This window comes from Myxococcus sp. NMCA1, from assembly GCF_026810205.1.
Lineage (GTDB): Bacteria > Myxococcota > Myxococcia > Myxococcales > Myxococcaceae > Myxococcus > Myxococcus xanthus_A.
On the sequence record NZ_CP113950.1, the window covers coordinates 2,065,875 to 2,089,086 of the forward strand.

Annotated in this window: 14 protein-coding genes and 3 pseudogenes; 6 read left to right on the forward strand and 11 right to left on the reverse strand. The window is 66.2% G+C overall.

Going from position 1 to position 23,212, the window contains the following annotated elements; genetic code table 11:
• Nucleotides 1–65: 65 nt before the first annotated feature.
• Nucleotides 66–3,170 (reverse strand): protein kinase domain-containing protein, encoded by a 3,105-nt coding sequence (locus tag OZ403_RS08795; RefSeq protein ID WP_174259226.1) that lies wholly within the window; start codon nt 3,168–3,170, stop codon nt 66–68.
• Between the two features lie 425 nt (nt 3,171–3,595).
• Here OZ403_RS08795 and OZ403_RS08800 point away from each other — a divergent pair, with 425 nt between their 5' ends.
• From OZ403_RS08800 to OZ403_RS39660, 5 genes and pseudogenes are all read left to right on the forward strand, one after another.
• Complete coding sequence (locus tag OZ403_RS08800) at nt 3,596–8,425, forward strand: DNA/RNA non-specific endonuclease (RefSeq protein ID WP_268783915.1); 4,830 nt, start codon at nt 3,596–3,598, stop codon at nt 8,423–8,425.
• Nucleotides 8,426–8,538: 113 nt separating this feature from the next.
• Nucleotides 8,539–8,712 (forward strand): hypothetical protein, encoded by a 174-nt coding sequence (locus OZ403_RS08805; RefSeq protein ID WP_161604861.1) that lies wholly within the window; start codon nt 8,539–8,541, stop codon nt 8,710–8,712.
• Between the two features lie 138 nt (nt 8,713–8,850).
• Entirely contained in the window at nt 8,851–9,024 is a 174-nt protein-coding gene (locus OZ403_RS08810) for a hypothetical protein (protein ID WP_268783916.1), read from the forward strand.
• A 265-nt stretch (nt 9,025–9,289) separates the two neighbouring features.
• A complete protein-coding gene (locus OZ403_RS08815; RefSeq protein WP_268783917.1) occupies nt 9,290–9,430 on the forward strand; it encodes a hypothetical protein in 141 nt (46 codons plus the stop codon).
• 53 nt (nt 9,431–9,483) lie between these two features.
• Nucleotides 9,484–10,002: pseudogene (locus OZ403_RS39660) on the forward strand (Mu transposase domain-containing protein); the annotation flags it as partial.
• A 172-nt stretch (nt 10,003–10,174) separates the two neighbouring features.
• On the opposite strand, the gene OZ403_RS08825 reads toward OZ403_RS39660, so the two are convergent.
• The 6 genes and pseudogenes from OZ403_RS08825 to OZ403_RS08850 form a co-directional block, all read right to left on the reverse strand.
• Nucleotides 10,175–10,606: a transposase gene (locus tag OZ403_RS08825; RefSeq protein WP_268783918.1), complete on the reverse strand. Its 432-nt coding sequence runs from the start codon at nt 10,604–10,606 to the stop codon at nt 10,175–10,177.
• A gap of 317 nt (nt 10,607–10,923) precedes the next feature.
• Nucleotides 10,924–11,427: a hypothetical protein gene (locus OZ403_RS08830; RefSeq protein ID WP_140788947.1), complete on the reverse strand. Its 504-nt coding sequence runs from the start codon at nt 11,425–11,427 to the stop codon at nt 10,924–10,926.
• Between the two features lie 110 nt (nt 11,428–11,537).
• Entirely contained in the window at nt 11,538–12,617 is a 1,080-nt protein-coding gene (locus OZ403_RS08835; RefSeq protein ID WP_268784858.1) for a head morphogenesis protein, read from the reverse strand.
• Nucleotides 12,618–12,874: 257 nt separating this feature from the next.
• Nucleotides 12,875–13,294: pseudogene (locus OZ403_RS08840) on the reverse strand (phage portal protein); the annotation flags it as partial.
• Nucleotides 13,295–13,372: 78 nt separating this feature from the next.
• Nucleotides 13,373–14,668, reverse strand: coding sequence for a serine hydrolase domain-containing protein (locus OZ403_RS08845; protein ID WP_268783919.1), 1,296 nt, complete (start codon nt 14,666–14,668; stop codon nt 13,373–13,375).
• Between the two features lie 425 nt (nt 14,669–15,093).
• Nucleotides 15,094–15,817 (reverse strand): annotated as a pseudogene (locus OZ403_RS08850) (integrase core domain-containing protein).
• A 164-nt stretch (nt 15,818–15,981) separates the two neighbouring features.
• Between OZ403_RS08850 and OZ403_RS08855 the strand changes: the two are divergent.
• Nucleotides 15,982–17,343, forward strand: a complete 1,362-nt coding sequence (locus OZ403_RS08855) for an IS701 family transposase (protein WP_268782815.1) — start codon at nt 15,982–15,984, stop codon at nt 17,341–17,343.
• A gap of 110 nt (nt 17,344–17,453) precedes the next feature.
• Here the strand turns inward: OZ403_RS08855 and OZ403_RS08860 are convergent, their stop codons facing one another.
• From OZ403_RS08860 to OZ403_RS08875, 4 genes are all read right to left on the reverse strand, one after another.
• Nucleotides 17,454–17,744 (reverse strand): hypothetical protein, encoded by a 291-nt coding sequence (locus tag OZ403_RS08860; RefSeq protein ID WP_140797670.1) that lies wholly within the window; start codon nt 17,742–17,744, stop codon nt 17,454–17,456.
• A 1,125-nt stretch (nt 17,745–18,869) separates the two neighbouring features.
• Complete coding sequence (locus OZ403_RS08865) at nt 18,870–21,317, reverse strand: Ig-like domain-containing protein (protein WP_268783920.1); 2,448 nt, start codon at nt 21,315–21,317, stop codon at nt 18,870–18,872.
• 374 nt (nt 21,318–21,691) lie between these two features.
• Nucleotides 21,692–21,994: a hypothetical protein gene (locus OZ403_RS08870; protein ID WP_268783921.1), complete on the reverse strand. Its 303-nt coding sequence runs from the start codon at nt 21,992–21,994 to the stop codon at nt 21,692–21,694.
• Nucleotides 21,995–22,016: 22 nt separating this feature from the next.
• Complete coding sequence (locus OZ403_RS08875; RefSeq protein ID WP_268783922.1) at nt 22,017–22,916, reverse strand: ferritin-like domain-containing protein; 900 nt, start codon at nt 22,914–22,916, stop codon at nt 22,017–22,019.
• Nucleotides 22,917–23,212: the final 296 nt, after the last annotated feature.

A 23,212-nucleotide genomic window follows, 5' to 3' on the forward strand; every position in this document is an offset into this window, starting at 1 on the left:
GCGCCGCTACCGTGGCAGTTGCTCCCGCAACAGCGTCGCCAGGGACCCTGTCTGCCGTTCAGCGCTCATCGTTTCGCCTCACGTCGCTGCCAGGCCAGCACCTGGAGAAGCCCCGGCCGACCCCGGACTCCCACGGACTCCAGCCGCGTTCGGGCTTCCTCGGCCATCGCGAGCGCACGCGCCCGGTCCGGGGAGGAGCGAGTTTCCTGAAGCGCCCGGGCCAGCATGAAGGCGGTCTTGCCTGCGATTAACGGGTCTCCGGGGTGGCCCAGTTGGGTGAGTGTGCGCCAGGCACGTTCGAGCAGGGGTACGGCCTTGTCCGCTGCGCCCAGCGCCAGATGTGCTTCTCCGACACAGGTTAGGGCGTTGGCACCGTCTGCGGACTCCTGGCTCTGGACCGTCTCAGTGAGCCTCCGCGCACGCTCGCAGTATTCGAGCGCCTCCTTCGGAGCCTTGCTTGCCAGGGCCACCTCGGCCAGGGGCAGAAGCACGGACAGCGTGCCCGCCCCCCCCGAGCCTTGCGATTTCTCCATCCGCTTCAACGCGGCTAGCAGATCTCTCCGTGCCTCGGGATGGTGGCCCGACTGCAGGTGCGCATATCCCCGAATCATCAGGGGCAGGGTGGCGCGCGGTGTGTCCGAGCCCATCGAACGCTGGATACGCTTCAGCGCCTCAGTGGTGTCAATGATTGCCTTGTCGTGCTGGCCTTCGTCGCCGTGCAGCATCGCCTGCTCCACGAGCACCTGGACGACAGTGAAGTGGTCGGGTCCTCGGGCCTCCTCGAAGATGCTGCGCGCCTGCTCAAGCAGGGGCCGCGCCTCCTCCAGTCGGCCTTCGGCGCGCGTGACCACGGCGAGGTTCAAGAGCATGCTCGCGAGTACGGTGTTTTCCGGGACGGGAGCCGTCTTCTGGAGGGCCAGTGCTTTGCGCCAGAGGTCGACGGCCTCTGCGTACCGGCCCATCCTTTGGTAGGCCGTGGCGACTCTGTCATAGGAAACAATGAGGCCCGGGTTGTCGGTGCCCAGCACGTGCTTGTTCATCTCCAGAGCCTGGAGGTGGAACTCCAGCGCCTCCTTGTTGCGGCGCTGGGTCATGCGGATTCTTCCGAGCTGATGGAGGAGGTTGGCCGTGCGGAGGCTGTCCGGGCCATTCCTCCTGCGTGAGAACTCCAGGCCCTGGAGTGCCGCCTGCTCCGCCTCGGCGAGCTTGCCTTGCTGAAACCGCAGCGAAGCCAGGCGGAGGTGCAACTCCGTCGTGATGTCCGGGAAGCGCTCGTGCCCCAGCCGCTCGACAGAGGCCTGGGCATGCCGGACGAGCTTTTCCGCATCTGTGGGGCGGGACAACGATTCGCCCACCACCCAGATGAGCTCCAGCCACGCGCGCGCCACAGTCTCGTCATCACGTCCGGCCTCGGCGGCCCATAGGGCCTGGTAGAGGAAATCCTCCGCCTCCCTTGGTTTGTCGTTCTCCCCATGGTTCGTGCCGTGGACGAGGAGCACCTCCGCCGTCAGCGGCTTGTAGTCGAGCCCCTTGATTTCATCGAGGAGGGCCGATGTCACCGCGAGGCTCTCGGGATAGCGGCGGGCCACGCTGTGGGCCCGGGCCTGCGCCAGCGTGTGCCGCGCCGCGTCCACCCGGGGGCGGAGGTCGTCGGGCGGCTGAGGGCGACTGGAGAGCCCAGGCGTGTCTCGGCATCCGACGAGCCCTTCGAGGGAGGCCGTCAGCTGGTGCGCGTTCTGCACCGTCAGCGCGTCCGCCTTCTCCAGCACCTCGGTGGTGGCGGCAAGCTGCCAGAGTCGCGTGTCGAGGCACGCTGCCGTCTGCCAAGCGGTGTGGTCCGAGGTGTCACGACCTGCGGCCAGGCAGGACTCGGTCCGCAGCGAGCGCCACTGGGCGGCGTAGGCGTCCACCGTCACCGAGAGCCGCTCCCAGGCCGGAATGGCGTAGGGCGTGCCGGTGGCGATGAAGGCCGCATGCACGCGCTCGCGCCGCGCGGGGCTCCAGGCCGCCGCCAGCTTCTCCACCTCCTGCTCGCAGCGCGCCTCGCGCCTCTGTGTCACCCCATAGGTCGCGAGGATCCCCAGCAGGCCTGTCGCCATCGCCGCCACCCACGTGAGAATCCTTCGGTGCGGCGGTGGAGCGAGGGCCGCCAGCAGGGATTGCATGGAGGGGAAGCGCTCCTCGGGCCTGGCGTTGAGCCCCCGGAGGACCGCGCGTCGAACCCGGGGCGGGGCTTTCACCTCGCGTTTCGGGGGGCTCAGCCTCCCTTGCTGTGCGGCATGGACCAGCTCCTTCAGCGTCTCGCCCTGGAAGGGGCGCGCGCCGAACAGGGCCTCGTAGAGCGCCACGCAGAAGCTGAACTCGTCGGAGCGGGCATCCGCGCGCTGGCCTTGCACCAACTCCGGCGCGAGGTAGGCGGGAGTGCCCATGAGCTGGCCCGTCCGGGTCAGGCTCCTCAAGGAAGCGACTGGAGCCTTGTCGTCCTCGCGGAGCGGAGCGCCCTCCTCCTGATGGAGCTGTCCGGCGATGCCGAAGTCCGTCACGAAGACGCGGCCTTGTTTGCCCAGGAGGGTGTTGGCGGGCTTGAAGTCGCGGTGCACGAGGCCCGCGGCGTGAGCGGCGGCGAGGCCCTTGCCAGCTTCGAGAAAGACCCGGAGCACCTCCTTCCAGGGACGAGGCTCCTGCATCCACTCCGCGAGGGTGATTCCCTCGACGAGTTCCATGGCCAGGAAGACCGCGTCTCCATGGGTGCCCACGTCATAGAGGGTGACGACATTTGGGTGCGCGAGCCGGGCGAGCGCCTGGGCCTCACGCAGCAGCCGCTGCTGCAGTTCATCTCGTTGGCGTCCTTCGGGGCGAAGCATCTTGAGGGCCACCCGGCGGCCCAGCTCCGGGTCATCCGCCGCGTAGACGACGCCCATCGCTCCGGAGCCGATGCGCTCTCGCACCACGTACCGGGCGACCCGCGTGCCAGGCAGCAAGGGCTGGAATGGCGCCTCCAGGGGGACTGTCGGAGCACTGGATAGAGCCCGAGAGCCCTCTCCCGCGGCCAGGACCCACCGACAGTCCGCACAGCTCTCCACATGTGCCAGGACGTGGGTCCGGTGCTCCTCGGAAAGCAGCCCCGCGAGAAAGTCAGTCAGCGTCGCTTCTTGGGGACAAGACTGCATGGGGGAGGACTCCGCAACGCGTTCCGGTTCTCCAAAGATAGCAGAGGGAGGGGAACTCGATTGCGCGTGCGGGCATGCCGCAGGGGAGATTTTTGGGACGGAGGTTGGCCCATTCCCTCTTTCTCTACGATTGCATGGGCAGTCCTGTGTTGATTGGCACACGGAGCGCAGATGAGTCTCAGTCAGTTGTTGACTTCCAAGAGGAGCTCTCAACGCTCCGTTAGTCCTGCGCGGGCGAACGCCTGTCTTGTGGCTGCGCGGTCCGCCGTGTGCGGCAAATGACCCTCAAGACCGTGGCCAAGGCCTTCTGCGGAGGATGGGCGGCGCTGCGGGCCTGTCCCATGCTCGGCGCCTTGCCGTCACTCGAATGAAGTTTGTCCATTCCGATGCTGGGCTGTGAATTCTAGTCAAGAGGGGGATGTTCCATGGGCACTGTCGCACCCGCGAGTGGTTCTGGAGCTCCGAAAGTAGACCCCGCTGAGGAGCGGCGCAAAGCGGAGGCGGACCGACAGAAGGCGGCGGCAGCGGAGCTCGCCGCCAAAGGCAAGATCAAGGCGGCGGAGAATGCCCGGAAAGCCGTGCCGCAGGCCCGGCGTGCTTCGGATACCGCGCGACAACAGAAGGTCGACGCGGACACTGCCGCCAAGGCCGCGCGCAAGGCCGCGCGGGAGCCAGGGCAGACACCCTCGGAGATGAAGAAGTCCAAGGAGTCCTCCGACACCGCGGAGAAGAACCGCACGGAGGCCTCCGAGCGGTCAACGATTGCGGACAAGAAGCTTCAGGAGGCCGAGGAAAAGGCAGCCCTTGCCGCGAAGAGCGCCGAGGAGTCCATGCGCAAGGCGAACGCGCTGGCCGCCCAGGAATGCAAGAAGCCACCTTTCAGTCAGGCGGACATCGACAAGGTCAAGCCGACGAAGAATGAACTCGACTCGGCCTTCGAGGGTACGAATCGCAAGGCGGACCTGGAGAAGCTCCTAGGCTTCGCGCCCCCTCCGCCGCGGGAAGTCGCGCGGAAGCCCGAGAAGGGCGAGTCGCCTCCGCCGCGGCTTGACGCGGTGGATGCCAAGGACGCGAAGGTCGCCTTCAATGTAGACGATGGGCAGACGTACACCGACCCGTCCTCCGGCACCCGGTACCAGGTGAGGAAGAACGCCACCACGGGCGAAACGCTTCTGTCCGACGCAGCCAGCGGCAGCAGCGTCACCATCAAGCCGGACGGCAGCTACACGTCCACGGTGACGGCGAAGGAGTCGACGGGGTCAGGCGGCACGCGCGAGACGACGTGGACAAGGTCCTCGGATGCGAAGGGGCAGTCCACGGGGCTGGAGTCGCGCAAGAGCCAGACGGAGCAGCAGGCGGAGACGGGTGCCACCACGACGACGTCCACGACGAGGTACGACACCTCGCGCTCTCCGCCGAGGCCGCTGTCCCGCACGGAAGCGGTGCGGATGGAGCGGCCTCCGGCGGCGCTCGCGAAGCAGAAGGGGGTCCCCCAGGGGCCGGCGACGGTGACGACGGAGACGCAGTTCAACGCGCAGGGCCTGCCGACGAAGCAGGTGAAGACGACGCAGGTGCAGACGCCGGGCTTCAGGGCGGGAGATGTGAGCGCCTTCGAGGCGGGTCAGGGCGCCGCGTTCCAGAGTGCTTCCAAGGGGGAGGACCACTACAGGACGAACAACCCTCCTGCCTCGCTCAAGCCGGGCGAGTCGAGCCTCACGATAACGGAGGAAACCCGCTTCAACGCGAAGGGCGAGCCTGCCGTCGCCAGGCGGAAGACGGAGTCAGTGGCCACGCAGGCGTTGAAGTCGGACAAGAATGGCAACGGCGTGCAGGTGGTGCGCAGCCAGCGGGAGGTGACGCGCGGGCCGGCGAGCGCCGATTCTACGGATGCGCTGCCGGCCGTCTCCTCCAGGACGCCTGGGGTTGTGAACCAACGCACCACGGTGACGGGGTATGACCCGGATGGTTCTCGATTCGGAGAGGGCCATGCCAGCCGAACGCAGACGGTGTCCCAGTCCTCGGGCACGGTGGATGCGAACGGGCAGCGTCGGATGCGTCATCAGCCCACCGAGGTGAAGAGCCTCCACGAAGCCAGCGACAATCGGTGGCGGTATGACCACGTCGACTTCGACGTGGGCGCTGACGGCAAGGTGGTTCCGGGCCAGCAGCCCCGGCAACTCGACAAGGAGCGCCAACTCCCCTGGTACGAGGACGCGAAGGGGTTCGTTGCCGACGAGCTGAAGGCCCTGGCGGACACGGCCGGCGACGTCGCGGATGCCGCCTCCGACTTCGTGACGGCGCCGCTGGAAGAGGCGCTGACGGACGAAATCAAGAAGCTCAACAGTGCCGGGGACTCGGTGTCACTGAGCGGCAACCTGGACGTCAAGGTGGGGCTGAAGGGGGGAATCTCGGGTGAGGCCGCCATCGAGCGGACCGAGGATGGCAAGTACCAGTTGTCGGCGGAGGTGACGGCGGACGTGGGCGTGGGCCTGCTGGGCTCGGCGTCGGTGGGAGCCGGTGGCCGCATGGAGTGGAAGTTCAACACACCCGAGGACGCCGCGAAGGCGGCCCTCACCCTGGGCAAGGGGCCCTCGGCGCTGACTCCAGGGAGCGAGGACCACGCGTTCCTCAGAGACCACCTGTCCGCATTGGAGGTGAACGTCAGCGGTGAGGTGGAGGGAGGAGTCAAGTTCAAGGCTGGTACGGGAAATGTCGATCTGTCAGCCAGCTTGGGGGCGACGGGGGGCCTGCGCGTGGAGTTCGACAAGGGAAAGCCGACGCACCTGGTGAGGACGGTGGAGTTCGAGGGCACGGGCGCTGCGGGAGTGGCCACGGGGCTCAAGGGCAAGGCGGACCTCAACGTGGGCGGAGAGGTCAGCGGCTCGGTGAGCATCGAGACGAAGACACCACTGGATGCGAGCAAGCTGGACGGCAAGGACGTGCTGTCGTTCCTGACGGGCGCCAAGAGTGATGCGCTCGCGGGGCCCTCGGAGACGAGCATCACTGTGGAAGGCTCGGTGGATACAGGCGACCAGGGCCAGTACTTCACGGCGGAGGTGAGTGGGCTGTCCGACAAGGAAGTGCAGTCGGTGACGGACAAGTTGAAGGCCGGCAAGTTCGAGAACGCCTTCGACGACCTGAAGAAGGACGCGAAGGTCACCAAGGGGACCTTCAAGGACCGCGAAGTCGGATTGGGGGCGAAGCTGGTGGTGGTGGACTTCGAGCTCAATGCGCGGCACCGCGACGTGACGGCGGAGGGTGGCGGTGGCGGGAATGGAAGCACCACCGTCAGTCTTGGCAGCGGGAAGCGGCGTGGGGGCAGCGACGGGCCGTCGGGAGGCAATGGCGCGACAGGAGGCCCCAATCGCTCGACGGGCAATGAAGCGATGGGTGGAACGGGGCCATCCTCGAAGACGTCTGGAAACACATTGGCGGGAGGAGATGGGCAACCTGACTCGACAGATGGGGCGGAGCCGTCCGCTCGGTCACCTCGAATCACGACGGCGAACCGGGAGTCGCCTACCCAGTACCGGGTGAATCCCTTGACGGGGCATTTCACGCCCGTGCCGCCCCAGGATGGAGGGCCCTCACGTTCGGGACAGTCCAAGAAGCCAGGCGCCCCAGGGGCCAGTGTCGAGATTCCTCCTCCTTCCAAGGATGTGCAGGACGAGAAGAGCCCGACATCTGGGCCTCGTCCCGTGCCAGTCGTGAGGAACCCCGAACTTCCTGGGCGCACCACGCATGTGCGCTACGACGACGGGAAAGTTCGCATCGAGGCAGGGCCGGACGCGACGCCTGAGGACATCCAGGCACACATGGAGACGGCGCGCGTTCTCCAGCGCTACGAGGGAGCGATGGGCAAGGTGCGCCAGCTCATCGACAAGGTGAAGCAGGCCATCACCGGTATGCCGGGCTATGGCAGCCAGGGATTCGAGTCACGGCTGGAGGTGCAGAAGCTCTCCGGCATTCTCCAGAACCTGGAGGCCACGCAGGCGAAGCTCAACGATACACTCACGAATGCGATGGGCAAGCCCACGCCCGCGACGGCGGAGCAACTCGAGGACCTGGAGCGGCAGATTGCCAGCGTGGAGAACCAACTGCGCACCCATGCGGCGCAGGTAGACTCGCTGACGACGGGGCGTGGGTACGTGGCGCGCGAGAATGACGTCACGCCCGTGACGGAGCCGGACGAGCGGCTACCTCAGGGGGTGGATCCATGGGTCTCGGACGTCCTGCCGCCACATATCCGTCCGAGGGACGTAGTGGTCCATGAGGGCGGGCTTCCGGCGGACCTCAAGCCGAATACCGCGTATTGGGATGGTCAAACACTCCAGGTTACAAATGAGCGACGAGAGGTAGAGTCTGTCGTGAACCCCGAGCGTATCAGGGACCTGCCGACAGGGGTTCCTGACTGGGTGGCGCGAGCGATTCCGCCGCATATCAATCCCAAGACGAATGTGAGGGTCGAGAGCAGTAGGGCCACGACGGGGCGATCAAACCGTCAACTGGGTATGCCGGAGCCGAACACCGCATACTGGGTGGATGGTCGATATTTGTATGTGACGGATTCTCGGGGACGCGTGATGTCCGTGGAGGGAGACCTCCATCTCCGTAAGGGCGTCAGGAGCAAAAAGGCACAGCAAAATGGGAATAGAGAGTACCTGTATGGCGAAGGCGGGAAACGGACTCGGTTGAAGGTAAAGTCAAGCGGCGGGGCAGTTGGAGAGAAGCATCTCAAGTATCGATTTGATGAAGGTGGACATCTCATTGGTGCCCAGTTCGGCGGACCACCCGAGTTCTTCAACTACGTCCCGCAAACGCGTTACCAGAATGGCTCCGTGACCAATTTGGATTGGGATCCGCGCAACCGCGCGAAGGGGGAGGTTCCTCCAGAGGATGTTGAAGAGGCTGGGCCCGATGATGAGGTCACCCCTGAAGGCGAATTACAATCTCAGGAGGGGACTGAGTCTCAAGAGGCGACTGAAGAGTCCGAACCAGTCCGCAACTGGCATGAGTTCGAGGCACATTTGGCGGCGCTCCTCCGTCCTGATTCTGAAACGAACGTCGCGGAGGCGAAGTCGGTTCGAGTGAGAATCAGGCCTCAGTTCATCAGTCCTGCAACGAATCGGCCAAACGAGATTCGAGTAGAGGGTCTACTGATAAGCCAGGATGGCGAAGTGACTCGTGGCGATTGGCGCTTCGGCAACTCTTCTCGAATGGACAAGTTCGAGAGTGGTGCTTCTGGGGATGAGTAGGCCTCTCACCAGAGCAACGCCCAGGTAGTTTTGTCTACTCATTCTCTTGATGGAATGGCGGTGGCCGGGCTCACCTCCCGGTCGCCGCCACGTTGCTTCGCAGGCTGTCACCCGTGAGCACGGCGCCCAGCGGTGCTCGCCGCTCGGCCACGCGCAGCAGCACGGCGGTGAGCAAGGGCAAGCGCGGCGATGAACTTCCCGAGGAGCTACGGCGCGCGCAGACGCGGTTGCAGCGCATTCGAGAGGCCCGGCAGGCGCTGGAGGCCGAAGCCAGGGGCGCCGCCTAGGCAGACAAGGGCGAGGATGATGACGACGACGCACCGCCGCCCGCCGAGGACTTGCCAGGCCACAGCGTGCCCTACACAGCGGAGGGGAAGCCGATGTCGAATGCGCAGCGCAACTTCACCGGCGCGGACAGCTGAATCATGAAGAAGGGCACCAGCTTCGAGCAGGCCTACAACGCGCAGGCAACGGTGGACTCGGCGCACCAGGTGATTGTCGCGCAGGCCCTCACCAACCAGCCCCTCCGGACGCCGCGCACCTGCCGGTGCTGCTGGATCGGGTGGCCGCCCACCTCGAAGAAGTGCCCCGAAAGCTGAGCGCGGACGCGGGCTACTTCTCCGCGAAGAATGTCCGCTGGCTGGAGTCGGTGGGTGTCGAGCGGTACATCGCCACCGGCCGCCAGAAACATGGGGAAGCGCCACCGAAAGTCAGATGCGTGTTCCGGGGCATGCCGAGCACCGATTCCGGGCCAAGGTGAGCAGTTGTTCCGGGGATGCCGAGCAGGCATTCCGGGCATGTCGAGCACCGATTCCGGTGAAGCCGAGCAGGCATTCCGGTGAAGCCGAGCACCCGCGGTGAGGGGTGGGCGGTCGACAGGAGTACCGCGCCGGAGAGAAGTGCTTCGTGGACTTCAGCGGGGACGGGGTGCAGGTGGTGGACGCGGCCACGGGCGAGGTGCGGGTGGCGAAACTCTTCGTGGCGGTGCTGGGGGCCAGCAACTGACGTACGTGGAGCCCGTCTTCCGCGAGGACGTGCCCACGTGGGTGGGCTGCCACGTGCGTGCCTTCGAGTACTTCGGAGGCGTCAGCGAATTGGTGGTGCCCGACAACCTCAAGGCCGTCGTCACCCGGGCGTACCGCTACGAGCCGGACTTGAACCCCACGTACGCGGACCGGGCGCGGCACTACGGCTTCGCGATTCTGCCCGCGCGCCCGCGGCGGCCTCGGGACAAGGCCAAGGTGGAGGTGGGCGTGTTGCTGGCGGAGCGGTGGATTCTGGCGGCGCTACATCACCGCCGCTTTGCCTCGCTCGCCCAGGTGCGGGAGGCGGTGAAGCCGCTGCTGGAGAATCTCAACACGCGGCCCATGCGCAAGCTGGACAAGTCGCGTTGGGCACTCTTCGAGCAGGTGGAGAAAGCCACGCTGCGGGCCCTGCCGGCGCGTCCGTACGAGCTGGCCTTCTGGAAGAAGGCGCGCGTCAATATCGACTACCACGTGGATCTGGAGGGCCACTGGTACAGCGTGCCGTACACCCTGGTGGGCAAGCCGGTGGAGCTGCGCCACACGGAGTCCTGCGTCGAAGTCTTCCTCGGGGGCCGCCGCGTGGCCAGCCACGTGCGTAGCCCCGGACTCCACCGGCTCGCGCTCCTCTCCTCAACTTTTCGGCGGCACCCAGCGCTACCTCTGGCCACGAAGCCCCCGAACTCCTGGTCGTCCATGACCAGAAATCCGCGCTTCCTGGTGACCATCAACACGCTCGAGCTCCTTCACTCGCTTCTTCCGAGGCGGCCAGCCGCCGACGCTGACCGGCCGTCAGGGCCCCGGACGACGCCTCCTTCGTGCTCTGGGAGAGGGCTCCATCGGCAGCCGCCCGCCACTCCGCCATTTGCCCCTCGTGCAGTCCCTCACGGCGCAGCAGCGCTCCCAATGCCTCGCCCGCCAGTCCATGCGCCTCCGCCAGCACGCGCAGTTTCTCCTCGGGCGTCCACTTCTTGGGGCCGGCGGGCTTCTTCTCCTCGGGCGGGGGCATCATGGCCGCTACCCTATTCGCCTCCCGCAACCACTGCGACAGCGTCGGCTGGGACACTCCCACCTGGCGGGCAAGCGCCGCGGCACTCACCGCGCCTGGGCCCACCATCCGCTTCACCATCTGCGCCTTGAATGCGTCCGTGTACGACACTTCGTCCTGCCTGCTCTCGCACCCAAGGCGTTGTCAGCTCGGCACGTCAGCCGAGGCGACTTCTTCCCTGACACAGGGGGCTCAGCTGGGGGCTCGCGTATGCACCACGGCCCCGTTTGTCTTCGCTGCGGTGGCGCTCCTCCTGCTCGGCGTGGCGCTGCTCGCGCACTGGCTGCCGGTCCCACGCGCCTCGCGCGTGGGCGTGATGACAGTACTTCGCTCAGAGACCAGAAGCATCGTGAGCTAATGCAGAAGCAGGCGGCTTGATCATGACCGGCTTGGTGTCTCAACAGTCCGGTGTGGCACAGAACCTGGGTTTAGCGGATGAGATGGGGGGCCAGCATCGCAGCGCTGCCGACCGCATCGATGGTGACCGACTCCAGTCTGCCGTGGATACGGATGCCCTCCGTGCCCCCAGCCGGGCAATTCTCGAGGCTGCTGTAAATGAAGATGTTCGCACTTCCCATACCTCCCCCTCCCTGGTTGACGTCCACGGTCGAGACCCCCGAGTACACCGCTAGGCCGCTGCTGTTATATGCCTTCACGAACACCTGATGCTGCAACCCCACGGGGACATCCATGATTGCCCCATGAATGGCGTCGTTCATCACCTCGAGAGATACGGGGCCGATGTCGCGAACCGGCCCCTGCACAGACGCCGTCGCCGTCACGACGCCGCAGGGGTCCGTTTCTAAGGGGATGGACACCTGGATAGCGTACGTGGTCATGCCCGTACCTTGTTCGGTGACCTCCTCCGCACTACAGGCCACGAGTAGCGCGCAGCTTCCTCCCAGCATCACTTCCCACATGACTCGCTTCATATGTCCTCCCAGGTCGAGCATAGCCTCGCACTCGGTCGGACAGGCTAAGCCAACGAACGTGATATTTGAAATAGAGGGAGTGAATTTCGCTCGAAAGCCAAGGGATATTGCTACACGATTGCGAGCGTCGTGGTGCGGCAGAGGCCGTGGTACGGCGGGAAGCCCACGCCCACCTCCGCAATCTGACTGTCCGAAGCGAGCGAGCGGAACTCGCCAACGTCGTCGCGGGTGCCGGAGGCGGAGCGGAGCACCTCGGCCAGGCGTGTCTCCTGGCCTCCTCGGTTGACGTAGAGGAGGGCGCGCCCGGTGTCCGCGTCGAGACGCTCCCGCACCCAAGGCATCTCCTGCTTCACATCCTCTGGACGGCCGAGGGACTCCAGGCGCTCGAAGCGCTGGAGGGCATCTGCCACGGCGAACGTCTTGCCGTGGAGGAAACGGCACACCTGGGTGGTGGCTTCATCCAGCACAGCCTCGATGCGGTAGTGGCGGATGCCGGCTTCGGCGTAGCTGCTCACCTGGGTGAAGGAGCGCCCCTGGCCGATGAAGCTGGCCGCCACCGTTTCCCAATAGAAGGGCGCGCGCCCGATGAGCGCGCCGCGCGCGGCCCTCTCCAAGGACGCGGCGATGTCGCTTCTCCCGAGGCCGGCCTGCAGACCCTCGGCCACGAGACGCCGGGCCTCCTCGCCGAAGGCGTCCAGCCGGCGCCCGTACTCGTTCCGAACGAAGTTGCCTTGGGTGCGGACGATGTGTTGGGGAACGCGCCTGTCGACGGCGTTGAAGCGGGCGGCGAGGGCGACGCCCTGCTCGCGCCGGGCGTGGCTGCGGGTGGACGCCACCACCTCCTCGGCCGCGTCGTCGAGGGGGGCCTGGGTGCGAGAAGGGATGACGGCTGTCTGCCGGCCGGCAACCTCCAGGGACTGGGCGACGAGGCGCCTGCGCTGGGTGGCCATCGTCGTCCTCCAATCCACGTCGAGGACGGCCACCGTCTCCCGCATGGCGTCCACGTCCGCGCGCCCGACGGCGCGGCGTAGTCGAGCCGCAAGCAGGGCCACGGCGCGCTCCATGCCCGCAGCGGTGCCGACGTCCAGGCCCTTCGCCACCGGCAACTGGAGGACGTCGCCCAGCAGGGCGTCCGCAAATTCGCGCGCTTCGTGCAAGAGGAGCAGGCCGTCAGCGGGGGCCGTGCACATGGGGGCTTCCTGCGTCACCAACTCCACGGGGCTGCGGCGCCTGGCGCGCACCTCGACGCCAGCCGGGGTGAGGGAGAAGACGACGTCGTGGCTGGCCGCGCACCTGTCACACAGCGCGAAGACGAGCAGGCCGTTGCTCCACAGCGTCGTCGTCTCCTCCAAGGGGCCACGCCTGCGGCACATGCGGCACTCCAGGACACCGCGCTCGGCGTCGGCCTGGGCCTGGAGCACCCACGCTCGCTGAATCTGCTCGGGCGTCATGTGGACTGCCCCGAGAACCAGGTGTCGAGCTCCGCCCGGGGGACAGGGACGTGCTCGGTGTCCATGTACCGGCGTGCGAGCGCCAGGCATCCTTGCGACAGGCGCTCCACCATCTCCGTCATGCGCTCGGGGGCTCTGGTGGCCGTCGTCTGGCTGCGGAAGCGCCAGAAGCGCACGCCCATGTCCGCGAGCACCTTCCGATTCAACAAGAAGTCGAACTCGTCGCGCTCGGGCTGAAACACCGGGTCCTCGGCGAAGCGCAACTGGGCCTCGGCCACGGACCGATTGAAATCTCGCCCATCGCCGCGCAGCAGCGGCGGCAGGCGGAAGGCGCTGCCCACCTTGTCGATGTTGCGCGCGTCATAAGCCTGGAAGAGGGCGTCCTGCTGCTGAGCGTCCGTCAGGGGGCGCAGCTCACATGTCGAGCATGTTCAGAACCGTCAGGCCCTTTCGGGAGCTTCTTGGGGGAGACCGGCTCGGAGTCGGAGTCGCGTTCACGGCATCTCCGCCATTCCTGGCTCCCTCATTCGCGCATTGGCGGGCCGCACCATGTCGAGCACGAGCGGGACGAGGGCCTTGAACGCCATGGCCTGATGGCTCACTCGCTCGTCCATGTCCGCCATGCGGACGACCACGAGTTGGTGCTTTGGAAAGACGAGGAGCTTCTGTCCTCCGGCTCCCATCGCTGCAAAGCCTACGGGCTCTCCCTCTTGCTTCCACTCGTACTGGGCGCGGACCACCTTCGCCTCGAAGGCGGAGAGTTCCTCGTTGCTGCCCAGTCGCTGGATGATGGCCGCGGCGAACGCCTCCTGCGGCATGGGGTGCCCCACCAAGTCCTTCAACTTCGCCAGCTTCTCTGACGAGTAGCCCTTCTCACGAGCCTCGTCCAGCATGGGTTGCACGAGCGTCATCGCGGGCGACTTCTCGTAGATGTGCCACCAGAGTAGCCCACTGGCGGAACCATCAGGATGCGACGACGTGGTGCATTGCTGAACCCAGGTCTGACTCAGGAACCTCTGGGCACGATAGGTGCCCTGCTGAAGCATGACTTGCCCCAGCTTCGCGAAGTCCACCGGGTGTATTTGGAGCCCCGCCATGCCCACTGGGTTCCCGGATGGGTCCTTGTCCCAGCGGAAATCCATGATGCCCAACGGCTCGAAGAGCTTGCGCTGGAGATACACATCCAGCTTCTCGCCCGATGCACGCTCGACGATGCCCGGAAGCAGGTTGACGGCGATGTTGCTGTAGAAGAAGCGGCTGCCTGGAGGATCCACCATCTCGGCGTCTAGTGCATAGCGCACGAAGTCCCGTGCATCGTAGATGCCCATGCCCGAGCGCTCGGCGGCCAGCCCCGAGGTGTGGTTTAGGATGTGGCGCAGCGTCACCTGACTCTTGATGCCGTCCTTCCATTCCGGGAACCAAGTCGAGACGGGCGTGTCCACTGAAGGAATCCTCCCTTCATCGATGAGCATCCCGATAGCCATCGCGACCACACTCTTCGTCGCCGACATGCTTTCGGTTCTGTGGCTTTCTCCTCCGAAGTGCCATTCGCCCACGAGGTCACCGCGGTACATGAGCACCAGGGCCGAAGTGCCAGCCTCTTCAGCGGCCTTGAGCAGGGCCGCGAGCGCAGGCTCAGACAGCCCTGCTGCGCGCGGCGATATCTTGGTCAGGCCGGAGGCTACGCCGCCATCCAACCGGGCCTTGCGCGCGTTCTGGCGTGCTTGTTCGACCAGCGCGTCGTAGCCCGGCAGCTTGCGCACCGGCTCCAACGCTTTGGCCTTGAGCATGCCGCCAGGGTCCGCAAGTCCGTGGCGCACTGCGAGCTCTACCCAGGTGTACGAAGCGCTCGTGTCACCCGCGCGCGCTGCAGTGAATGCAGCGTACCACGCTACCTCCAGATACCGGTGTCCCAGTTCCCAGGTCTGCTTCAACCGTTCGTGTGCTTTCGAATGGTCCCCTGCGTATGACTCCTTCCAAGCCAGATTGATGGCGAAGGTGACCTCTGGCGGGGGCGCTGGCTCGATTCTCTGTGGGGCCACGGCGGTCTGAGGTGCTACCAGCGACCGCGGCGGTGGAGCGGGGGAATGGGTAGGGTGTGACGGAGCAGAAGGGGTGCTCGCACAGGCCAAAAGGGTACAAATCGAGACCATCAGAGGGTGGCGCATCATTGAAGTATAGAGTGCTGATCTGCCCCCGTTCTTCGGACCATGCGTTACGAGAGTCCCGCGGCGCTGCTGATACCGTGCTCGGGGGATGATGCGGCGGGGTCGGCATGGGCACGGCGAGCTCCGACCTCCGCGGATGTCTTGTCGCCCAGACTGCTGTGCGGACGCTTCTCGTTGTAGTCGTACCGCCACGCCTCAATGCGGACGACGGCCTCCCTCCTGTTGGCAAACCACTCCGCGGACAGGCACTCGTCGCGAAAGCGGCCGTTGAAGCTCTCGTTGGTACCGTTCTGCCAGGGCTTGCCCAGGTCGCTGTAGGCCGTCTGGATGCCGCTGACCTCCAGTCGCCCTCGCAGGGCCTTGGCGATGAACTCCGGGCCGTTGTCGCTTCTGAGGTACTTCGGCGGACTTGACGCCCTCGGGCTTCGGCTGCCGCGCCCGTCCGAGCCGAAGGCGCTTTCTCGGCCTCCTTCGAGTGAGAGCCAGCCCCTCCTTCCTCCAGGGCCGATGCACCCGCTTCACGTTGACCATAAGCCCTTCGCGCCGCAGCAGCGCCCAGGCCCGCCGGTAGCGCCGCGCGTTCTCCTTCTCCAACTCCTTGAGCCGTGTCGCGTCGCCTGCCTCCATGCCGCCGAACTTCTGCCGCCACCGGTAGAGCGTCTGCTCGGCGACGCCGTGCTTCCGGGCCACCTCCACCACGCTGGCGCCAGGGGCCTCCGCCTCCCGCAGGATGCGGACCATCTGCTCCGCGGTAAACCTGCTCTTCCTCACGACCGGCCTACCTCCTGGCCGCGAGGACGCTCTCACTCTTCAACTGGTCCGAAAATTGGGGAGCAGACCACCCGAATGAAGCCCTGCGCGAACTCGTTCTCGGTAGTCTCTCTAGTACTACCCGGTCAGATGAATCGGGCGCGGTCGCCCCGTGTTGACGGAGCATGACGCCTGCCCAGTTACGCAAGCTTGACCGGGAGCTGAGCGAGTTCCTGGACTCGATGACGGAGGGAATGGGCCGGACCGAGAGACGTCGCGCGCTCGGCGGCTACCTCACCGGACTGCTGCTCGACGGAGAACGCAAGAGCATCGAGCCCATGGCGGCCCGGCTCGTCGGAGCGCCCGAGCAGACAGAAGCCATGCGTCAGCGGCTTCAGCAGTGCGTGTCCGGCGCGGCTTGGGACGACTCCGAAATGCGACGACGCCTGGCGCGGAAATTCGAGCGCGAGCTGCCGGGCCTGGAGGCCCTCGTCATTGACGACACGGGCTTCCCAAAGAAGGGCGTGCATTCGGTGGGGGTGGCGCGCCAGTACTCGGGCACCCTGGGGCGGACGGAGAACTGCCAGGTGGCTGTCAGCCTGCATGTTGCTGGAGAGAAGGGCAGCGGCTGCATCGCCATGCAGCTGTACCTACCTGAGGAGTGGACGCGCAGCAGGAAGCGCTGCAAGGCCGCGGGTGTCCCGTCTGGAGTGAAGTTTCAGAAGAAGTGGCGGATAGCGCTGAGCCAGCTGGATGACGCCCTGGCGTGGGGCGTGCGCCGGCACCTCGTCCTGGCCGATGCCGGGTACGGCGACGCGCGAGAGTTCCGCGACGGCGTGCGCGAGCGGGGGCTGCATTACCTGATGGGCGTGCAGGGCTCGCACAAGGTGTGGCCGCCCGGCGCCAAGCCGCGCAAGCCCGAGAGGGAGCCGGGCCAGAACGGGCGCCCGCGCACGCGCTACGTGGCCGAGGGCGTGCAGCCCTGGGCCATCGAGGAGTTGGCGCGTCAACTTCCCAAGGAGGAATTCCAGACAGTCTCTTGGCGTGAGGGCAGTCGGGGCGAGCAGTCCTCCCGCTTCGCCGCCGTGCGCGTGCGGACGGCGGAGCGGCACGTCCAGCGAGCTGCGCCGAGTGAAGAGGTGTGGCTGCTCATCGAGTGGCCCCAGGAGGAGAAGGCGCCGTCGAAGTACTCGCTCTGCTCGCTGCCCGCGAACACGCCGCTCAAGGAGTTGGTGCGCTTGTCCAAGCTGCGCTGGAGAGTGGAGCGCGACTACCAGGAACTCAAAGGCGAGGTGGGGCTTGACCACTTCGAGGGGCGAGGGTGGCGAGGCTTCCACCACCACGCCACCCTCTGCATGGTCGCCCACGGATTTCTCGCGCTCCGCCGAGCGCTTTTCCCCCCGGAGGAGAACACGCTGGACGCTGCCCGAGGTGCGCCGCCGCCTTCAGTACCTGCTGCTGCGCCGCATCGGCCACTGCCCCCTCTGCCTGCGCCATATCAGCGCCCGCGCACCTCCTCGGGGGCCGTCACGCATGTGACCGGGTAGTACTAGAGAACGCGACAGAAAACACGAGAAACATCTTGGGTTACGCGACATCGCGAACATTCGGGGGCCGACTTACTCGACGTGAACAGCGGCCTCACGGCTGCTGAGCGTCAACTCCGTTTGAAATCGCCGCCGCCGAGGCCACCGACCTTCTTCAGGAGGTTGTTATCCGCAACGGTGAAGAGCAGGAATCCATGGTTGCCTGTATTGCCTCCATCGGGGTCCCCCCACGTGATGCTGACCATGTTGTGCTGCTCATCGAAACTCCCGAACCCGATGTTGCTCCATCCAGCTGACTTGTTCTCACCGCGCCAGAAGATGACAGTCCCTACCTGGAGGATCTTGTACGTTCCTCCATCCGGACCCTGATTCAACCACGTTCCAGTCAGATTGGTAGCCATGCGCTTTTCTCCATGATTCTTGGGTGATGGTTGATTGCCGAGGTTGGTTGTTGCGCGAGGAGGCTTTGCACGTACGGTGCCAGGCTGGCGCGTCGGCGGACTTCAGCGGTGGCGGCCGGGAGTCATGAAGAGGGGATGGGGCTGGCCACGTCGCGTGTTGACGCAAGACGCGACCGCGATGGGCGGTCTCCTTTTGTCACTTGAACTCATGTGTGCTGTTTGGTTGTGAGGCATTGCTAACCTCGGAATCTGGCACCTTAGCAATTTCAGTCATTTAGGGCCTGTGGGTGGCCGCTGGCGGTCATCGCGCTCTGCGCGGCTTCCCAAGCAAAGGACTTGCTGCCATGAAATGAGGGGATGATTTTGTGCCGGGGACGGACACTCGTTCGGACGTGTGAAGATTTCCACCAGGCCCGGTGTGTAGGATTGACGTGTCAGCCTCGCCGCTGACATGTCAATCGCATGTGCCAAGATGCTTCACGGCGACCCGACCAGGGGACGGGCTGATGGCGCGTTGTGGTGCCGAGGGGCTACTCGGGAGCGGGTCGTGTTCCTGTCAGTGTGTCGTTGGCGAGCAGAGACGAAGAGGAAAGGGGAGGCTCCTGGGGGGACAACCCGAGATGGGTCGAGCCTCCTGGTGAGCGTCAAGGTAGAGGTCGCGTGAGAGGGGGCAGCCGATGGGCTTCATCGCCGTAACCGTCCGGCGAGCGACGTGTCGAGAGCCCTTGAAGGGGGTAACCGACCGACGGTCGGCGTGCAGCGGGTGCACGCATCCGCTCACGCAGCGTGGTAGCCGCGCACATGAGTGCCTGACCGCAGAGGTTTGCGTGGATTCAGGATGAGTCGGGTGCGGAGGCGGAGGACGGGCGCCAGCGGTGCGGCAGCAGTTCGTCCAAACGGGCCGCGGGGTGGGTCCCAAGCCGCACAGCCGCTCCTGGATGTCCACGACGAGCAGCGCGGCCTGGTCCTGCTTGAGGCGGAACGTGGGCATGGGGCTTCTCCTTGAGAGGCCCCATGGAGACGCGAACGCCGCGCGCCCGTCGAGCACGGGACGCGCGGCGCGCCGCACGGGTGGGCGTTCCGGCCCGGGCGAGCGTCATGCTCCCGCCCTGGGCCGCGCCGTGCTCAGGGCGCCACGTATACGCGCGCCACCACCTCGGTCGTGTTGCCCGCGGCGTCCGTGGCCCGGACGTGGACGAGCGACCAGTCGCGGTTCATCAGGTTCACCGTGTGCCGCAGCACGTTGCTGCCCGCGGGCACGTCCTCCATCACGGTCCCCTGGGTCACCACCGTGGCGGGGCTGGCGTCCTGCTGCTGGATGACCATCGTGACGACCGGGTCGGGGTTGGTCTCCTGCTCGGTGGGCGACAGGATGACGAGCACCGGCGGCGTGAAGTCCGCGGACACCGTCTGCTCGCGCCACGTCACGTGCCCCAGCGCGTCCACGACGGTCAGCCGGACCGCGTGCGTCCCCTCCGTGAGGTGAAGCTGGGTGGAGACGTAGCCGCCGCCCGCGTCGGGCATGACGGGGATGGGCGCGCCGCCATCCACGGTGAAGTACGCGGAGACGATGCCCGTGCTGCTGCGGCCCGCGGTGGCCCAGCCGCACGCCTTGATAGAGGTCTCCTTCGTGTAGCGGGGCAGGCCGCACATCGTGAGCTCCGACGCCCAGCCGAGCACCACCTGCGCGCTGTCGGTGGCAGTCGCGGTGCCGTCATTGGCGGTCAGCGACACGGTGACGGTGCCGGCCCCGTCACACTGGATGCTCGAGACCGGGGCTGAAGGCGACCCGAAGGTGCAGTGCACGCCCGGGGGCGCCACATAGCTCCAGGCATAGGTGAGCGGGTCGCCATCCGGGTCCGAGGCCGAGCCCCGCAGCGTCAACTGCTGGGAGGCCATGCCCTCCAGGTCGGGCCCGGCGTCCACGATGGGCGGGGCATTGGGCTTCGTCCAGGTCACCAGCACGTGGTCGGTCACCAAGCCGATGCTCGCGGTCACCGCATCCTCGCCGGGTGCGGTGCCCTCGAAGCAGAACTCTGCCTGCCCGTCGGCGGTGGTGTTCACGGAGGCCAAGGCGGAGTTCACTCCGGACGAAGCGAAGTCCACTCGCACGCCCGCTAGCGGCCGGTCCGCGGCGTCCCGGACCGTGGCCGTCACGCAGAAGAGGTCCCCCACGACGGCGACGCCCCCTCTGGGCGACAGCGTGAGCTTGCTCACCTCCGCCACGGGCGCCAGGGCCATTCCTCCCGGGTAGCCATAGGAGTCGTAGGCATCGAACCCATAGAGCATGACGCCGAAGGGCTGCGGCGCGGACAGGCGGTGCGCCCCCATCGTGACGGGGAGCTGGGCCCCCGAGAAGCCGCTGGTCCCGATGGCCTGGAACTGGCTCGCCGGGATGAGCGCCCCGTCCAGCATCACCTCGGCCACGACGTCGTTGGGGACCACGATGTTGGCGAAGTTGCTGCGGAACCCCGAGCTCGGAGTGGTGACGGTGTACTGGGCGGCGAATTGCTCGAAGGGCGGCACCAACATCATGAACGGGTCGGACGGGATGCCATCGAAGCCAGAGCCATTGGAGTACTGCGTCACGAGGATGGGCTCGTTGGCGGTGATGGTCGCCGAGCCCTGGATGTTCGTCTGGAACACCTTTCCGCGCTGGAGCTGTGCCACCACCGCGCCGTTGACGCTCACCTGCGTGCCGTCCCTGGCGGCCGCGAAGCGGAAGGTGTCCCCGCCGAGGCGTGTGGCCAGCGGCACGGTCACGAAGCGCCGCCCCCACGTCGAGGTCGGGGGGAGCTGCTCCACCAAGTAGTCACAGGCGATCGTGGTGCCATCCGGGATGTTGGCGCACTGATGCCCGCCGAAGACCGCCACCGGGCGCGTGGCATGAACGAGCGTTCCGGAGACGTCCGAGGGCGCGGCCCCCGTGCTGCGAAGCTGGTACGCTTGCCCCTTATTCAGCGCCACGTGGAAGGGCACTCCCGCGGCGTGGTTACCCACCACACTTGCGGGGGTGATGGTCACCTCCGTCGCGTCCTCCGTGGCCACGACGGAGAACTGCGAGCCGTTGACGACGTTGACGTTCGGATAGGCCTGTACCACGTAGTCCGTGCCCAGGCTCGCGGTGGGCAGGCCCAGGAACGCATCCGTCGTTTGCAGGAGCCGGTTGAGCCCATACACGGAGATGTCCGCGCCCGCGGTGACGAGGATGCCCTTGGGCTCCACGCCATCCACGGCCACCTGTGCCACCGAGGAGGGCAGCGCCACCGCCGTCACCTGCCCCGGCGTCACCGAGAAGTCGAAGGACAGCCCCTGCCCCGGAACGCGAACCTGCCCCGTCGTCGCCGTGTCACCGGCGATGAACAACGTGAGCACCGCATCGACCTGGTAGTTCCCCGGGAAGGCCAGCCAGAATTCGCGGCCCCGACTGGCCGCCTTGCTCAGGCCGTGCACGCGCGCATCGTCCTTGCCCGCGAGCCCTTCTGGAGCCCGGTCCCGAGAGGACTCCTCCACACAGCCCATCATCAAACTGCTGACCGCAGCCGCCAGGGCCAGACCGGCCTTCATCCGCATGAGCACACAACCTCCTCTGTTTCCTTGGTTGAACGACTGTTCACTTCTGTGCAGGTATGACGAAAAATTACCAACAGGCAAAACGCCCGGGCGCTCCTCGGGAAACGCGGCCTGGGAGGCCAGGGGACCGTTCACGGCCTCCTCTGGACCCAGGTCCTTCACGCGCACCGTGCCAGCGGCCCCGGGAGCTCGCGCGGGACAGCAGAGGAGGATGTGTCCGAACCTCAATGTTGCGTAGTGCCCTGGGTGCTTCCGACTCCGCCTCGCCGACCCAGGCAGAACGATGACTGCGCGCCTCGCTCGCCTTGGCGCACTGCCGAACGCAGCCTTGGCGCGCGCATGACGCAGCGACCGAATTTTGGATAGGTCAGGTATTAGGGATGAGCCGAGAGGACAATCGAGAACGGATACCGGTCCTCGTCTCGGAGGTCCGGGTCATAGGGCCCCGTGGGCAGGACGGTGACGATGAGCGTCCGCGTCGAGTCCGCAGCGAAGTGCAGGGGCTTCGGACCCGACGAGAGGTCCAGCGTCTCGCCATCAGAGTTGGGCGTCAATCCAGGCACTGCTTGAACGACACAGCGACGGCGTGCGTCGGCTGGGGCCTCCAGAGACACGTAGAGGGCGTTCGGAGTGCTGGCTCCGGTCCGCAGCGACAAGTAGCTGGTGCCCAGCATCATCGGCGCATCCTCCGTGACACGATTAGAACTGCGGCACTCCGCCCGCAGACCACACGGACACGATTTGCTTGGGAAGAGCCCACATGCTACCGAGGTCGAGTTCGTCGTCCCCGGCATAGCCCTTCTCCAACGCGGTCAAGAGGCGCGTGAATCCGGTGGTGAGCTGCTGCTGCGCGGCCGCGAGCCCACTGCTCTCCGTGGTGGGATAGGTCTTCAGCGGGCCGCCGAACTTCAGCATTGCCTGCACCATCCGGAACCGCGCGAAATGGCTGAACTGATTCTCTAGGTCGTTGGCATCCTCGGGGCGGAGCTCTGAGTCGATGACGGGTCCCAGGTTGCCCTCGCCCTGCCCGACGATGGCCTGGAGCACCTCATTCGCCTGTTTCAGCGCGGTGCGGCTGTCACCGCCGATGGTGCTGCTGAACCTGGTGTAGTCGTCGCTTTTATATTGCGGGTTGGCGAATTCGCTCTTCTGCCGGTGGTCCGCGTCGGGCTGGTAGAGTTCGTTCCAGCGCTGATTGATGCCTTGCTCGATGGCCTTGTAGAACTGACCGATGGAATCGTAGGCATCTTGCGGCCCGTTCGGCGCGCCATCGCTCTTGGGCTCGGGGGTCTCGATGGCGGCCAGGAGGGACATTTGCTCAGGGTTCACCGGCCCGAGCTTCACGGGCTTGTTGACCGCGATCCAGGACGGGAACCTGTCGTACCGCGGCGCCCATTCGCCCGTGAACTTCGGCGAGTATCCCTTGGGGTTCTTCTTTCCGCGAACGGTCACCTGCTGGGGTGGGACCTGAGCGTTCGTGCCGGGAACCTGCAAGGAATAGGCGGCCGTCAGATAGAGGGGGATGGTCCACAGCTCCAAGTAGACGGCTTTCTGGAGATGCTCGAGGAGGGCCGCGTCGGTCCAGGTCTTGTCTTGCACAGGGAACTCTGAGGTTGCTGCGAGGTGCCGTGGATGGATGCTCCGGCGACGGGAGCAATGTTCGCGCCAGGGCTTGCGGAAGAACGGCTCCAGTCATTTCAGCTCCTTGCGGTGATGCCAGGCTCCGGGTGCCAGGGGAACCCGTGTCGCTGACACGTCAGTGACGGAGGCTGACGTGTCCGCCAACTTTGCGCTGGGCGTGGTGAGAAGCCTGCGGGCGGCCAGGCCGTGCTCGCCCGCCGCGCTCACAACCAGGCGGAAGTGTTCGTCCCTCGCCTTCGTGCGCGCCTCGCTCA

What these genes read in the sequence shown, in the direction of transcription:
- OZ403_RS08795 (WP_174259226.1), bottom strand. Translation starts at nt 3,170, where the DNA reads ATGCAGTCTTGTCCCCAAGAAGCGACGCTGACTGACTTTCTCGCGGGG.
- OZ403_RS08800 (WP_268783915.1), top strand. Translation starts at nt 3,596, where the DNA reads ATGGGCACTGTCGCACCCGCGAGTGGTTCTGGAGCTCCGAAAGTAGAC.
- OZ403_RS08810 (WP_268783916.1), top strand. Translation starts at nt 8,851, where the DNA reads ATGAAGAAGGGCACCAGCTTCGAGCAGGCCTACAACGCGCAGGCAACG.
- OZ403_RS08830 (WP_140788947.1), bottom strand. Translation starts at nt 11,427, where the DNA reads ATGAAGCGAGTCATGTGGGAAGTGATGCTGGGAGGAAGCTGCGCGCTA.
- OZ403_RS08835 (WP_268784858.1), bottom strand. Translation starts at nt 12,617, where the DNA reads ATGTGCACGGCCCCCGCTGACGGCCTGCTCCTCTTGCACGAAGCGCGC.
- OZ403_RS08845 (WP_268783919.1), bottom strand. Translation starts at nt 14,668, where the DNA reads ATGCTCAAGGCCAAAGCGTTGGAGCCGGTGCGCAAGCTGCCGGGCTAC.
- OZ403_RS08855 (WP_268782815.1), top strand. Translation starts at nt 15,982, where the DNA reads ATGACGCCTGCCCAGTTACGCAAGCTTGACCGGGAGCTGAGCGAGTTC.
- OZ403_RS08860 (WP_140797670.1), bottom strand. Translation starts at nt 17,744, where the DNA reads ATGGCTACCAATCTGACTGGAACGTGGTTGAATCAGGGTCCGGATGGA.
- OZ403_RS08865 (WP_268783920.1), bottom strand. Translation starts at nt 21,317, where the DNA reads ATGCGGATGAAGGCCGGTCTGGCCCTGGCGGCTGCGGTCAGCAGTTTG.
- OZ403_RS08870 (WP_268783921.1), bottom strand. Translation starts at nt 21,994, where the DNA reads ATGATGCTGGGCACCAGCTACTTGTCGCTGCGGACCGGAGCCAGCACT.